The sequence below is a fragment of the Agriterribacter sp. genome, from assembly GCF_035497235.1.
Lineage (GTDB): Bacteria > Bacteroidota > Bacteroidia > Chitinophagales > Chitinophagaceae > Agriterribacter.
Map to the genome: position 1 here is coordinate 23,658 of NZ_DATJEB010000033.1, position 15,364 is coordinate 39,021.

Sequence of the window (15,364 nt, forward strand, 5' to 3'; positions counted from 1 at the left end):
TTTAAAAAATGAAAAAAATAACATCAATAATTGCAATAGCAACATCAATAGCAGCTACAGATGCGGTAAGTGCGCAATCTGCTCAGAAGGGATATCAACACAATCCCCGCCTGAATGACGCAGTCGGGCAGGCCTTTACGCTGGTGTATGAAGGAGCCATTACCGAAAATGTAAAAGGAAAAGTAAATATCCATCCTGTGACCTATAAACTAAACGGGATTGATATCGCTGCGAATGTTTATACACCTGCGAATTATGATGCGTCAAAGAAACCTGCCTCCTGGCAGGAGAGGTATCCCGCTATAGTGGTAGCACACCCTAACGGTGGTATAAAAGAGCAGACAGCCGGACTATATGCACAACGTTTGGCAGAGGCGGGTTATATAACTATTGCTGCCGATGCAGCGTACCAGGGAGCAAGCGGCGGAGAGCCACGCCATACGGATAATCCTGCTTACCGTACTGAAGATATTCATGGTATGGCTGACTTTATTATGCAGTACCCAGGGGTTGATGCAAACCGTTTGGGTGTTTTAGGTATCTGTGGTGGCGGGGGTTACACTTTAAAAGCAACCCAATCGGACAAACGGTTTAAAGCCGTTGCAACTTTAAGTATGTTCAACTCGGGCGAGGTAAGACGCAATGGCTTTCAGAATTCCCAATTAAACAGCATTCAGGAACGCTTAAAACTAGCTTCGGATGCCCGTGCGCAGGAAGCCGCAGGTGGTAAAATAATTTATGCAGGCGTGGCAAGCATAACAGACGAAGAAATCGCTAAAACCCCAACCGATCTGTATCGTGAAGGATACGTATACTATTATAGAACTCATGCACATCCAAATTCAACCTTTCTATACAGCATGAGCAGCCTGCTTGACTTGATGACATGGGATGCCACTACCAATATGGATTTAATTGAACAGCCCCTTTTGATGATTGCCGGAAGCAAAGCTGATACAAAATACATGACAGATGAAGCATTTGCCAAAGCAACCCATGCAAAAAACAAAGAATTATTTCTGATTGATGGCGCTACACATATACAAACCTATTGGAAACCCGAATATGTGTCGCAAGCCGTAAATAAACTGGTGAATTTCTACCAGGTAAACCTTTAAAATTTAAGATGATGCACTTTAAAAATACAGCCATACTATTTCTTTTCGGAGTGATGGCATTTTCCTGTAACCAACAAACCAGATCAGCGCAAACTCCGGAAACGGAATCACAGGAACCAACGCTTTTTGCAAAAGGAGAAAAAATTACAAATGAAAATTTTACCGGAACAGCATATCTCCATTCTATGATAGAAGCCGACAGCCTGAACCCCAACAGCGTGGGGAATGTAACCTTCGAGCCCGGGGCGAGGAGCAAATGGCACTTGCATCCGGCAGGGCAAATATTGCTCGCCACCGGGGGAGTAGGATACTACCAGGAGAAAGATCAACCCAAGGTGATTTTGCGTAAAGGGGATGTTATCAAATGTCTGCCCAACACGCCTCATTGGCATGGCGCAAGCGCAGATACTGCCTTTATACAGGTTGCCATCACCGGAAGGCAAAAAGGCCCTACACAATGGCTGGAAGCAGTAACGGATGAGGAATACAGAAGTCAATAGGAAATAAAATACAACCCAAACCACTCAACGGAAAATATTCAAAAGTTAAATCAACAAAATAATAATAAATGAAAAAGAGCATATTAGGAAACAGCGGGTTAGAAGTATCCGCATTGGGCTTAGGCTGTATGGGATTGAGCTTTGGTTATGGCCCGGCAACCGATAAAAAGGAAGCCATCAACTTACTGCACGCTGCCGTTGATGAGGGAATCACTTTTTTCGACACAGCAGAAGCTTATGGCCCTTTTGATAATGAAGAATTATTGGGGGAAGCGTTGAAGCCATTCAGGGATAAAGTGGTGATCGCTACCAAATTTGGCTTTAAGGAAGGTAAACCCGATCTGGGAATGGATAGCCGTCCCGAAACCATTAAATCCGTTGCAGAAGCCGCTTTGAAAAGATTAAAGACGGATTACATTGATCTGTTCTATCAACACAGGGTTGACCCAAATGTGCCCATCGAAGATGTTGCAGGAGCCATTAAGGATTTGATCAAAGAAGGAAAAATAAGACATTGGGGTTTATCGGAAGCAGGTGTACAAACCATTCGTAAAGCACATGCCGTACAACCCGTTGCCGCGTTGCAAAGCGAATATTCCCTGTTCTTCCGTGAACCAGAAAAAGAAATCATTCCAACCTTAGAAGAATTGAGTATTGGCTTTGTTCCGTTCAGCCCTTTGGGCAAAGGCTTCCTAACGGGAGCCATTAATGAAACCACAAAATTCGATCCCTCAGATTTCAGGAATATTGTTCCCCGTTTTTCAGAAGAAAACCGGAAAGCCAACCTTGCATTGGTGGATTTACTGAAAACAACAGCTTCGGAAAAGAAGGCCACACCGGCGCAAATTGCACTGGCCTGGTTATTAGCGCAAAAACCCTGGATAGTTCCTATTCCCGGTACTACAAAACTACATCGCCTGCAGGAAAATATTGGCGCGGCATCTGTTGAACTTTCAGCCGGTGACTTACAGGAAATAGAAACTGCCGCTTCAAAAATAGCAGTACAGGGAGCAAGGTATCCGGAACATTTACAAAAACGCGTAGGTAAATAACCGCGTCAAATTAAAGGGTATACAATCAATAGCAGTAGCTAAAAAAAACTTTCTCATCTTCTGCAATCATTTGGCTGATGACTACTTTTCTTTCTGTATCTGCTTGCTCAAATGCGCAGCCATCACAGGATGATAAAAAGATACTGATTGTGTACTTGTCCCGCACCGGCAACACAAAAGCAATAGCAGAAATCATCAACAGCAAAATATTGGAAGGGTTTTCGGTAAAGGCCGGAAATAGAAAGAGACGGGGGTTTGTTTGCAATGGAAGGAGAAAAATTATCCAATGAATAATTTACCGGCAATACTCAGCAATTATAAGAAGGTACCAACGTAACCTGGCGTAATGCTGTGGCAGACGATGCATACAGTAGCGTGTCAAAATAATGACGCCACAAATGAATCTCGCAATAGCAACTGCTCAAGCCGTACCTTAGCGCCTCCTTTTAGATAGCCCAACGGGCAGGATTGATGCCCCTGCCCGCCTCACAATCTCAGAGGTATATGCCGAACGGTAAAAATGAACGATCAGGAACCTAAAATACTATTATGGAAACGTTTGAAGTAAAAGCATACGGCACGCACGCTGCTGCCGGCCTATTAGAACCACTACATATCGAACGCAGGAAAGCCACGCCGCAAGATGTGGAAATTGATATCCTGTACTGCGGGGTTTGTCATTCCGACCTGCATACAGCCCGAAACGACTGGGGTGGTACCCGCTATCCCGCCGTACCTGGTCATGAAATTGTGGGCAGGGTAGCCAAAGTTGGCAGGGGAGTAACCAAATTTAAGGTGGGGGATCTCGCGGCGGTAGGCTGTATGGTAGATTCATGCCGTGAATGTTTAAGTTGCCGGCATGACCTGGAACAATATTGTATTCCGGGCAATACCGGAACCTATAATGGCAGGGATAAACATTTGGGAGGACATACTTTTGGCGGCTATTCGGAAAAAATAGTGGTAACGGAACACTTTGTTTTAAAAGTACCCGCAAACCTTGATCTTGCCGCTACCGCGCCTTTGCTTTGCGCAGGCGTTACTACCTGGTCGCCGCTAAGGCACTGGAAAGTTAAAAAAGGAAGCCATGTAGCTGTTATAGGCTTAGGCGGACTGGGGCATATGGCTATAAAACTGGCCAAAGCTTTGGGGGCAGATGTTACGCTTTTTTCACGCTCTCCCGAAAAAGAAAAAGACGCGCTTGCATTAGGCGCCGGGCAGGTAATTATTTCTACCGATCAAAAGCAAATGGCAGAAGCCAAAGGCAAGTTTGACCTGATCATTGATACCATTCCGTATGTCCATGATATTAATCTTTATATTCCTGCATTAACCGTTAGCGGCACAATAGTGCTGGTAGGTTATTTAGGTCCGCTTGATCCCATGTTAAATACTGTTCCGATGATCCTGGGCAGAAAATCGGTGGCAGGTTCCGTGATCGGCGGTATTGCCGAAACACAGGAACTGCTTGATTTTTGTGGTGAGCATCATATTGTTTCAGAAATTGAGGTAATCAAAATACAGGATATTAACGAAGCTTACGAACGAATGCTGAAAAGCGATGTACGTTACCGTTTTGTGATTGATATGGCCTCATTAAAAAATGAAAATGCTATAAACCCTGATTTTATCCATTAGATCAGAACCAATAAAAGTGTTACCTTTTGGGTTCAATAATTTGATCTTCCCAAGTCATTTAAACCATTTGCTCCATGTATACCTCACGAAGAAGTTTCCTGAAAAAAACCGCCCTGGCATTGGCCGGTACAACGGTATTGTCCAACGAACTGTTCGCGGCAAAAAATCCCAAAGAACTTACCGGCGTGCAATTGTACAGTATACGCGATGATATGAACAAAGATCCGCTGGGCAGCCTGAAACAATTGGCCCAAATGGGTTATAAAAATGTAGAACATGCAAACTACGGCAACCGTAAATTTTATGGTTACGGGGCTTCGGAATTTAAAAAAATACTCGGGGACCTGGGACTGAAAATGCCCAGCGGACATACCGTGATAAGTAAAAAACACTGGGATGAAGACAAAAAGGATTTTACGGATGAATGGAAAATGACCGTGGAAGACGCGGCCACTGTGGGGCAGCAGTTTGTGATCAGCCCCTGGTTAGACGATTACTACCGCAAAACCTATGATGATTTGAAACGATACATGGAAGTGTTTAATAAATGCGGCGAATTATGTAAAAAATCAGGAATGAAGTTCGGATACCATAATCATGATTTTGAGTTTAGCCAAAAGCTCAATGGCATAACTGTTTTTGATATCCTTCTTCAAAATACCGATCCATCGCTGGTAATACAGCAACTGGATATTGGCAATATGTATAACGCCGGTGCAAAGGCACTGGATGTTATGAAAAAATATCCGGGCAGGTTTGAATCCATGCACGTAAAAGATGAAATAAAATCAACTGCAGGACACGATCCCTACGAAAGTACAATCCTGGGCAAAGGCGTTATACCAGTAAAAGAAATAATTGACCTGGGCAGAAAATCAGGAACCAAACATTTTATTATTGAGCAGGAATCTTACCAGGGCAAAACGCCTATGGAATGCGTGAAAGAAGACCTGGCAATCATGAAAAAGTGGGGGTATAAATAGAGGATGTGTTTAAAAAGTTTTGGGGCGCTGCACTGTATACCGCTGTTCCGGCTACATATGCGGCTGTGCGCTGCTACTCCGCCGCGCCCCTCGCGCACATGCTTCAGCGGGGTATTCGCTCCCATCCGGCAGCCCGTGAGCGCAGAATAGGAATGAGCTGATTGTTACAAAAATGTGGAGTGCCGTAGAAACAACCCTCGCAGACCTGGTAGAAGGGTCAACATGAGAAAATAGCTCTACCTGAAAGATAAAAAAACAATGCTGCAAGTACTATAGAAAGGTGAACGGGTGATTAGCTTTTTTTGATTGCTGAAAGATCCGCTATTATTGCTGTTTTCTTACCTTTTCATATACCCGGCCGTTTCCGTAAGCATCCAGCTTAACGGTATACAAATGCTTGCTGTCTTCCATTTTCACAAAATAGGTCAGGTTTTCACCAGAAGTAATCTCTGTAACGCCAAATGCTGTTTTCGTTGAATACCGCCTTTTAATTTCCAATAAAATATTGGCGGGTAATAAAGCCGGTTTGTAAAAGCGCATAACGCCGGTTACATGTCCATCATTGTTGTAATTCACGATATATCTTATCTCCAACTGAAGAAAACTAACGGAATACTGATCTCCTTTCTCGTGCCAGCTTACCTGCTGGGCGGTTGTATAAGTTTCGCGAAAGGCTTTCAGTACTTTTTCACTTACAGTAGGATTATTGGTATGCGCATCAGCAGGCAATAATGCAGTCATATCCAACTTCTTTGCTTTCTGTTCTGCAGGCAGCAGAACATCTTTGCCAACTGTGCCGGCAGCAAATAAATAGCAACCAATGGTACAAAAGAAAATAGCAGCGCACCCTGTTGATAACCGCAAATACTTTTTATTTTTCATTTTTAATCATGTTGTGGTGATGAAATGTTTTTTATGTATTGTTTCAGGATGAAACAAAGGCTTGCAGCGTTAACATCCATACTGTAATGGATTGAACCGCTATAATGGCTATAGTTTTAAAGTTTTTACCAACGATCCCTACAATCCATACTCTCTTAGCAGCAACACCGTAACTACGCTTTTTGAAGATAGCAAAGGCAGGATTTGGGCCGGTACGGAAAATGCAGGACCGAATGTTTATGATAAAAAAAGTGAGCGGTTTTATCGCATTGGCAACCGCCCCAATGATGCAGGCAGCCTTTCGGGTAACAGGACCAGGAATTCCATAACCGAAACCGCGGAGGGAAAAATATTAATACCTGCCGAAGATGCGGGTTTTAATGTAATTACCCTGCCCGATAACTTTTTTGAGAAAGAATCAACGCCACATATTACAAGACTATCACTGCCAGACAATGCGCAGGTTTACGGAATAGGTAAAGACAAAAAAGGTACAATATGGATCAGTAACCTTGATAATAAAGTATACCGTTTTGATCCCTTTAAAAACAATTTCACCCAACTGAATGAGGGTAAATTTTTTAACAATGGTTATGGCACCGAAGATGGAGGTATCTGGATCAGCGACAATTTTTTTGTTTGGGATGGAACAACCGCTATTCCCTTATTTGATGTCAGCAAAATCACCCCTGGTAATTTACTATTAAATCCGAAGCGTGACCTGTGGGTGAACTTTTTCCATGAAGAATTATTTTTTTACGATGTCAGTAAATGGATGCCCGGCAAGCCTATACAATGGGGTAAAAATTTATCCCTGACGGCAGCATCGAGGGTGTTGTACCCTTTTTTAATTGACCATTCCGGCATATTGTGGGCCGGTACTAAAGGTTATGGGTTGCGAAAATACAATACCGTTCAAAGCAAGTTCAAACAACAGGCGCCGGGCTTTAGTGTAAGATATATCGTTCCTTCGTTAAATGATATTTATTTAGGAGCTTATCCTTACGAATGGTGCAGGCTTAACAATGATTCCATAGAAAAAAATCCTTTCCATAAATTTTTAGCAGACCACCAAATTGATAATGTTATCATTTCTAAAACAGGCGATTACTGGATCAGGACCGATGATAAGGGGTTGTTTAGTTATAGCGTTGCAAACAGAAAACTGACTGCATACACTTCTGTCCAGTTTAATAACGGTGAAGGCGACAAGCAGCCCATGCTGGAAGACAGCAAGGGCAATATTTGGTTTCCGGGCTTAGGTGGTGCATTTACCCGGATAACGGCTACTGGTAAAATTGATACCTTCAGCATTAATAATAATCCTGCAAAGCCAATGCTCACCAAAGCGCTTTGCACGGCGCTGTATGAAGATGCCAAAGGTATATTTTGGATGGGTACCGATGAAGGTTTTGCAAAAGTGGATTTTGCAGGCAATCCGGCCAGCCAACCCAAAATAACCTGGTATTATAATAACCCGGATAACCGTAATTCTTTAAACTATAACCATGTATCCTGCTTTTTGGACGACCCCGCCGAGCCAGACAAATATTTATGGATATGTACAAAAGGTGGCGGGCTTAACAGGTTGGATAAAACGAGCGGCGATTTTTTTTACCTCACTACTAAAGATGGCTTACCAAATGATGTAGTGTACGGCATACTGGCAGATGATGCCGGCAATATATGGGGTAGCACCAATAAGGGAATTTTTAGTTTGCTGGCCAATACCAGCAAAGACAGTACCCACTGGATTTTCAGGAATTTTACAAAAGCCAATGGTTTACAGGATGATGAATTTAATACCGGCGCTTATGCTAAATTACCGAATGGCAATCTTGCTTTTGGCGGAGTAAACGGGCTGAATATTTTTAATCCGAAAGAAATCCTTACAGCGGGCTTTATGCCAAATGTTTTTATCACCGACATCCTGGTAAATAACCAACCCATTTTACCTACCGATAAAAATGGGGTAATGCAAAATACCATTGAGCAATCAAAAGACATTACGCTTACCTATTTACAGGATATTCTTACATTAGAGTTTTCATCGCTTGACTTTACAGCCCCTGCCCAAAATAAATACCGCTACCAATTGGTAGGGGTAGATAAAAATTGGGTAGAAAGCGGTACGCGCCGCACGGCAACCTATTTACATTTGCCGGCAGGTAAATATGTTTTTAAAGTGCAGGGCAGCAACAGCCAGGGTACCTGGAGCGATAAAGTTGCCGAACTAAAAATTACGATGCTGCCGCCCTGGTGGCGCAGTTGGTGGGCTTACCTTTTTTACCTGTTGCTGCTGGGATTGGGCATAAGGGCTTATTTTAAATTTTCCATAAACCGGGCCAAACTAAAATCACAATTAAGTTTCGAACAGCGGGAAGCCAAAAGAGTAAAGGAACTAGACACTATAAAAACACAACTCTATACTAATATCACCCACGAATTTCGTACGCCACTTACTGTTATATTAGGCATGGCACAACAGGTGATCAACAAACCTGAAGAACATTTTAAGAATGGCATGGATATGATTATCCGTAATGGGCAAAGCTTGCTTAACCTGGTTAACGAAATGCTGGATCTGTCAAAATTAGAAACGGGTAAAATGCAACTGCAACTGGTAAATGGCGATGTGATCAATTTCCTGCGGTATATTGTAGAGTCTTTTCATTCCCTGGCAGAAAGCCAGCAGAAGCAATTGCATTTTTTGGCTGAGATGGATTCGCTGTACGTGGCTTATGATCCCGAAAAAACAAGGCAAATTGTAGCCAACTTACTATCGAATGCATTGAAATTTACACCCGAAAAAGGCAACATATATATTAGCGTAAATGAAAGCGCCATGCTGCATGATGAGCATACAGCAACAGTAATGATAAAAGTAAAGGATACCGGCATTGGCATACCCGAAAGTCAGTTGCCATATATTTTCGACAGGTTTTATCAATTAGACAACAGCCTTACCAGGAAAACAGAGGGTACGGGTATTGGACTGGCGCTTACCAAAGAACTGGTGAAATTAATGGAGGGAGAAATTATAGTAAAAAGTCCGCCAACAGGTGCAAACAAAGGCAGTGAATTTACCGTTGTACTGCCTTTAAAAAAAGTAGCTGTTGCAGAAAGTGCAATAACAAACACCAGGTTAAAAAAAGATGTTAATGCACAAAACATAAAAACGAATGCAACAAATACAATAGATTTCGCTGATGAAAGGATACGCAAAGAAAAACCATTGATCCTGTTGGTGGAAGACAATGCCGATGTGGTGGCATATACGGCATCCTGCCTCCCGGATTACCGCCTGGCTGTTGGTACAGATGGAAGAGAAGGTTTTGAAATAGCGGCGGAAATCATTCCTGATTTAATTATTACCGATGTAATGATGCCATTTGTGGATGGTTTTGAATTGTGTTGTCAGTTAAGGAACGATGAACGTACCAGCCATATTCCCATTATCATGCTCACCGCCAAAGCTGGTATGGCAAGTAAAATGGAAGGATTGCAGCAAGGCGCCGATGTATACCTGGAGAAACCATTTAACCGGGAGGAGTTATCATTAAGAATAAAAAAATTACTTGAGCTGCGTCAAAACCTGCAGCAGTATTATCTTAAAAAAGCCGGACTTAATCATTACCCGGCGCCAGCCATAGTTAGCGGGGAAGGAGAAATGAGTGATCCCAAAATTGAAGATACTTTTGTAAAAAAAGTAAGAGAAGCAGTAGAGGAACATGTAACCGAAGCGAACTTTACTATAGAACAATTATGTAAGCTGGTATTCATGAGCCACTCTCAACTGCATCGAAAATTAGATGCGCTTACGGGTTGCTCTCCCAATAAATTTATCCGTATCATCCGTTTAAACAAAGCAAAGGAACTGCTGAAAAATCCCGCCAGCACCATCGCCGCTATAGCATTAGATTGTGGATATAACGACCCCGGATACTTTGCACGGGTTTTTAAGCAGGAGTGCGGACTAACGCCGCAGGAATGGCGGTTGAAATGGCTATAAGCACCCTTTTATTTTTGACAGTTTTCTTTAGCCATGCTTATCATTTTATCTTCCCCTAAAAATTCAATACCATCATATTCCTTTCAGGCTTAATGCGCATAATGGCATCACCAGCAGGGTTTAAAAAATTTCCTTTGGATGCTTTAACCTGGTAATCCATTCCTTCAAACCGGCAGTTTATTACATGCGGGGCTATTTTTGTAAAAGGCAGGGAGGCTGTATCGCCGGCCGAAAGATCCAAAAACCAGTCAACCGTTTTGCTTCCTTCTACTTTTATCTGCATTTGCTTTTCATCCACATCCATTACCAGTATTCCGTTCGCAGATTTCAATGGCCATTCAATATGGAGCTTGCCCGGAACATCATCGTTTATAGTTGGAGTGCCACCTTCCATCAGTATCTCTTTGCCATTGGAAACCATTCTGAACCGCAGCGCCGCGGGTTGTTCAGCACTGCTCCAGCGATAGCCGTCAACAAAAGGAAGGGTAAAAAAAGAACATTCGTTAGATGTGGCCCTGTTCTCTGTATACGCGGAAGGAAAATTTTCATTGAAAATATGAATATCGCGGAAACGCAGGGTATTGTTTTCCCACAATAAATTGAAACGGTAAAAGCGGCTGTTGAACCACACCGTTTTTTTATCGCTTCCATCCAGGTCATTATTTACCGTAACAGATGTTGCCGGCGTAACCGTATATTTTTTACGAAACCATTCGCCGGATGCCGCCAGTGTTTCTACTTTTACTTTTTGCTCATCCCGCAAACGGGCGATCAATGGCATTTGTATTTCAAAACCCTTCGACATGGCGTTCCATGTAAAGGAATTTTCCTGTCCTGCCTGCACATAAGCATATTCCATACTTTGTCCCTCCACAAATTCTTTAAAATACCAATGCACCCAGGCCGAATCACCGCCGCCATATTTATATACGGGCTCCAGTGTTACCACACCCTGCCCATTAGTGCCACTTCCTTTATCATCGTATTGCCGTACAGGGTCGCTGCCCAGCATCCGGAAAATGGGAACGGGCGTTTGGTTCTTTTCAGTTTGGGCAGGCATATAAGCATTTATTTTACTGGGGTAATAGGCCTGGTTCCAGTAGCCGCCCCATAAAGTATATCCATCCGTACCCAACTGGTCTTTACAATTGGTAGAAGCAACAATTTTATATTTCTTATACAAATAATTCAGCGTGTGCGCATCTATAAACCAGGAGCCTACAGACTTTGGATAATAGCCGAATATTTTTTTAAAATCCTGCATATATACATCCGCGAGCTGCTCCCGCTCTTTGGGCGTATAGCCGGTAGAAAACCCCACATCCGCATGCCAGTCCCAGGGATAACGACCCCTCCATTGTAACCCGGCTTTTTCTACCAGCGGCTTTGGAATTTCCCACCAGGCGCCTATTTCAAAAGAAGAAGGAGGAAGATTTTTCAGCAATTGCTGGTAACGCGCATCCATCAGCGCATCGTACTGCAATAAAAAAGTGCCGGGCAAATGATACTGCTGCATGATCTGCACCTGTTTTACCACGGTTTGATACAGCACATCTTCTGTTATCTGTGCATCCCTTGGTTCGAGTAACCGGATGAAATTGATGATGTTTACAATTTTGGGATGCTGCTCCTGGTTTGCCGCATTTTGCGAATGGCTTTTGTAACCGGCAAAACAAAGCAGCAGCAATATTAAAATGAAATCCCTGGAAAAAATGTAGATTGAATTCATAGGATTCAAATATACTGATTAAGGCCCTGAATGCTATTTCCCACCTAACTGCCATATGCTTCCTCTGTTTGTTATCCCACCAAAAATATTATCGTAAAAGTTGGGGGGCTGTACACTATATACCCTGTTCCGGCTATATACCCGGCTGTGCGCTGCTACTCCGCCACACTCCCGCACACATGCTTCAGCGGGGTATGCGCTCCCATCCGGCAGCCCATGGGCAGGAAAATATTTCCCGGCTGCAGAAAGATCCGCTACGTGTAAACCTATAAATGTTGTTTTTTGCCTCTCCCCGGGCAATTTTTCCCCCTTTTTCTTGTTTAACAGTTTAACACTCAATGAAATTCACGTTGAGTTTTTTACGGTGGATGCAACATTTTGCCTTAAGGAATGGTCATGTTGAAAGTTGCGTTAAAGTAAAAGCGTTTTGAAGGATTGGTATAGAAATGGTGTGTTCCTGTGCGGATGCAACACATTGCTGTATAACCGGGAATGATCAGTATATTATAAAGCCTTAACATTTATGAAACCGCTATCCGTTGTTATTATCACTTTTAATGAAGAAAAAAACATTGCCCGGTGCCTTGAAAGCGTTAAGGGGCTTGCAGATGAGATTGTAGTTGTGGATTCTTTATCACAGGATCATACACGGGGCATTTGCCTGCAATATGGCGTGCGGTTTATTGAACAGCCGTTTTTAGGCTATATTGAACAAAAAAATTTCGCACTCGGCCAGGCTAAGTACAATCATGTGCTGTCCTTAGATGCCGATGAAGCATTAGACGAAACACTTTACCGGTCCATATCTGACGCCAAGCAGGCAGGGTTCCCTTATGACGGGTATATGATGAGCCGCTGCGCTAATTATTGCGGCAAATGGATAAGGCACGGCAAATGGTATCCCGACAGGAAGCTGCGTTTATTGAACAGGCATAAAGGGAAATGGGGTGGCACTAACCCGCACGATAAAATTGAAATGGATGCCAGTGCCGGTATTTTCCGCTTGCAGGGAGACATCCTGCACTATACGTACTACACCATAGACGAGCACATAGCGCAGATGAACCGGTTTACTACTATACAGTCGGAAGCCATGCTGAAAAAGGGAAAGAGATCCACCATATTTCATGTGATCTTTAACCCGGTATCCGCTTTTATAACAGGTTATATCTTTAAAAGGGGCTTTTTAGACGGGATAGATGGCTTCCTCATCGCGAAGAGTGTAGCCTATCAAACCCTCCTCAAATATGTAAAGCTATTGCAGCTTCAGCGAAAGCATAATGTTACCAACTAAGTACTATGTGAAAAATGAAATTTCCGGGAGCGGCGTAACCATAATTACAGTTAACCGGTTACCTGTTAAACCTTATCCGTTTTGTTTTGCTTCCACAAGCGATAGCCTATAAACCCCACTACGGCAAAGGGGGTAACCATCAGGTATAAAATGCCCGCGTTTAATGCTTTAGCCGGCTTTTCTCCCATTTGCTGCGCGGTTTTAGTACATATAGAACATTGAGCGGAAACGGAAACCACACTCAGCATCATAAACACCACACCCAGCAAAACAGCTGTTATCCTTTTCATAGCATTTCAATTATTGATGGAGTAGCGAAGGTACAAACAATTAATTATTTTTTGTATCCGTTGATGCTGCCTTTAATTTTGCAGTTATGAGGATAGCATTAGCGCAGCAAAATTATCATATCGGCAATTTTGAAAGCAACACAAAAAAGATCATATCGGCCATTGAACAGGCAAAAAACGAGGGGGCCGAACTGGTTGTTTTTTCTGAATTATGTGTATGCGGTTATCCTCCCCGCGATTTCCTGGAATTTGATGATTTTATTAACCGGTGCTATGCTTCAATAGATGCCATAAAACAACATACCGAAGGTATTGGCGTAATTATAGGCGCTCCCCAAAAAAACTTAGATGCTCCCGGCAAAGAACTTTTTAATGCGGCATGGCTGCTGTATAACACGGAAATACTGGGCGTATCGCACAAAACCCTGTTGCCCACCTACGATGTATTTGACGAGAACCGCTATTTTGAACCCGCATTTGAGTGGAATAGTATACCGTTTAAAGGCTATCGCATTGCCCTTACCATTTGTGAGGATATATGGAACCTGGGCGATAATCCTTTATACCGCGTTTGCCCGATGGATATACTGGCGAAGCAGCAGCCCGATCTTATGATCAACATCTCCGCCTCGCCTTTTGATTACGATCACGATGAAGACCGCAAGGAAGTGGTAAATGCCAATGTACTCAAGTACGGCTTACCGTTAGTGTATTGCAATGCCGTAGGCTCACAAACAGAAATCGTATTTGACGGGGGAAGCCTGGTATATGATGCAAAAGGCAATTTGCTCAAAGAACTCGAATATTTTGAAGAAGCGTTTTGCGTGATGGATATTGCGGTAAACAACCATCAGCCCGAACAACAAAGTGAGGCCCGGGATAGTTGGCCGGCCGTTATTTTGGAGGAAACAAACAAAGAAATGCGGGTTGCTAAAATAAGTGACCCCGATAAGGTAATTGACTTTCTTACAGACACGAATAATATCCGGCAAATACACCAGGCACTTATACTGGGCATACGCGATTACTTCAGCAAAATGGGATTTTCCAAAGCTATACTGGGCAGCAGCGGTGGTATAGACAGTGCGGTAGTGCTGGCACTGGCCGCTGAAGCATTGGGCGCCCAAAATGTACGCGCTGTTTTAATGCCTTCCCCGTTCTCAACCGGCCATTCTGTAAAGGATGCTGAACAGTTAAGCAAAATCCTCGGTAATCCCTATGATATTATACCTATTGAAGCGGTGTATAACAGTTTTCTTACCAGCCTGAAGCCTGTATTTAAAGACCTGCCATTTAGTGTTGCGGAAGAAAATATTCAGAGCCGCTCACGCGGGAATCTTTTAATGGCTATTGCCAATAAGTTTGGATATATTTTGCTGAACACTTCCAATAAAAGCGAACTGGCAACAGGTTACGGCACTTTATACGGCGATATGGCGGGCGGCCTGAGCGTGCTGGGCGATGTATATAAAATGCAGGTATATGCCCTGGCAAAATACATTAACCGCGATAAAGAAATCATCCCCCTCCATATTATTACCAAAGCGCCTTCTGCAGAATTACGCCCCAACCAAAAAGACAGCGACAGCCTGCCTGACTATAATGTATTAGATAAGGTATTATACCAATATATAGAAAAAAGGCAGGGACCAAACGAAATCATAGCTATGGGCATTGATGCTGCACTGGTAAACAGGGTGTTGAGGCTGGTAAATAGGAATGAATATAAACGCAGCCAGTTTTGTCCTGTTATACGTGTAAGCTCCAAAGCTTTTGGCGTAGGCAGAAGAATGCCGATTGTGGGAAAATATTTAAGCTGATATGTCGAAAAAATTCGTATTTGCCTTAAAGATTTTCGATATTTAC

Annotated in this window: 13 protein-coding genes; 8 read left to right on the plus strand and 5 right to left on the minus strand. The window is 43.0% G+C overall.

The genetic code is table 11. The features are described from left to right. The first annotated feature begins 8 nt into the window (after positions 1-8). From VL121_RS09825 to VL121_RS09835, 3 genes are all read left to right on the plus strand, one after another. Complete coding sequence (locus VL121_RS09825) at positions 9-1,118, plus strand: alpha/beta hydrolase (protein ID WP_325404700.1); 1,110 nt, start codon at positions 9-11, stop codon at positions 1,116-1,118. 8 nt (positions 1,119-1,126) lie between these two features. Further along, positions 1,127-1,618: a cupin domain-containing protein gene (locus VL121_RS09830; RefSeq protein ID WP_325404701.1), complete on the plus strand. Its 492-nt coding sequence runs from the start codon at positions 1,127-1,129 to the stop codon at positions 1,616-1,618. Positions 1,619-1,686: 68 nt separating this feature from the next. Next, entirely contained in the window at positions 1,687-2,670 is a 984-nt protein-coding gene (locus VL121_RS09835) for an aldo/keto reductase (RefSeq protein WP_325404702.1), read from the plus strand. Positions 2,671-2,695: 25 nt separating this feature from the next. Here VL121_RS09835 and VL121_RS09840 read toward each other — a convergent pair whose 3' ends face one another. Next, complete coding sequence (locus VL121_RS09840; protein ID WP_325404704.1) at positions 2,696-2,935, minus strand: hypothetical protein; 240 nt, start codon at positions 2,933-2,935, stop codon at positions 2,696-2,698. Positions 2,936-3,219: 284 nt separating this feature from the next. On the opposite strand from VL121_RS09840, the gene VL121_RS09845 reads away from it, so the two are divergent. Continuing rightward, positions 3,220-4,308 (plus strand): NAD(P)-dependent alcohol dehydrogenase, encoded by a 1,089-nt coding sequence (locus VL121_RS09845; RefSeq protein ID WP_325404706.1) that lies wholly within the window; start codon positions 3,220-3,222, stop codon positions 4,306-4,308. A gap of 74 nt (positions 4,309-4,382) precedes the next feature. Continuing rightward, on the plus strand, positions 4,383-5,291 hold the full coding sequence (locus VL121_RS09850; protein WP_325404708.1) for a sugar phosphate isomerase/epimerase family protein: 909 nt from the start codon (positions 4,383-4,385) through the stop codon (positions 5,289-5,291). Between the two features lie 324 nt (positions 5,292-5,615). Here the strand turns inward: VL121_RS09850 and VL121_RS09855 are convergent, their stop codons facing one another. Continuing rightward, complete coding sequence (locus VL121_RS09855; RefSeq protein WP_325404710.1) at positions 5,616-6,173, minus strand: hypothetical protein; 558 nt, start codon at positions 6,171-6,173, stop codon at positions 5,616-5,618. A gap of 91 nt (positions 6,174-6,264) precedes the next feature. On the opposite strand from VL121_RS09855, the gene VL121_RS09860 reads away from it, so the two are divergent. Further along, positions 6,265-10,185, plus strand: a complete 3,921-nt coding sequence (locus tag VL121_RS09860; protein ID WP_325404712.1) for a hybrid sensor histidine kinase/response regulator transcription factor — start codon at positions 6,265-6,267, stop codon at positions 10,183-10,185. A 55-nt stretch (positions 10,186-10,240) separates the two neighbouring features. Here VL121_RS09860 and VL121_RS09865 read toward each other — a convergent pair whose 3' ends face one another. Further along, the gene (locus tag VL121_RS09865; protein WP_325404714.1) at positions 10,241-11,914 is read right to left on the minus strand and encodes a hypothetical protein; all 1,674 of its coding nucleotides are present in this window, start codon (positions 11,912-11,914) and stop codon (positions 10,241-10,243) included. A gap of 33 nt (positions 11,915-11,947) precedes the next feature. Beyond that, on the minus strand, positions 11,948-12,253 hold the full coding sequence (locus VL121_RS09870; protein WP_325404716.1) for a hypothetical protein: 306 nt from the start codon (positions 12,251-12,253) through the stop codon (positions 11,948-11,950). Positions 12,254-12,437: 184 nt separating this feature from the next. On the opposite strand from VL121_RS09870, the gene VL121_RS09875 reads away from it, so the two are divergent. Beyond that, positions 12,438-13,208 carry a glycosyltransferase family 2 protein gene (locus VL121_RS09875; protein ID WP_325404718.1) on the plus strand — a complete coding sequence of 257 codons (771 nt, stop codon included), beginning with the start codon at positions 12,438-12,440 and terminating at the stop codon, positions 13,206-13,208. A gap of 65 nt (positions 13,209-13,273) precedes the next feature. On the opposite strand, the gene VL121_RS09880 is transcribed toward VL121_RS09875, so the two are convergent. Beyond that, on the minus strand, positions 13,274-13,498 hold the full coding sequence (locus VL121_RS09880) for a hypothetical protein (RefSeq protein ID WP_325404720.1): 225 nt from the start codon (positions 13,496-13,498) through the stop codon (positions 13,274-13,276). An 86-nt stretch (positions 13,499-13,584) separates the two neighbouring features. Here VL121_RS09880 and VL121_RS09885 point away from each other — a divergent pair, with 86 nt between their 5' ends. After that, positions 13,585-15,318 carry an NAD+ synthase gene (locus VL121_RS09885; protein WP_325404722.1) on the plus strand — a complete coding sequence of 578 codons (1,734 nt, stop codon included), beginning with the start codon at positions 13,585-13,587 and terminating at the stop codon, positions 15,316-15,318. Positions 15,319-15,364 lie beyond the last annotated feature (46 nt).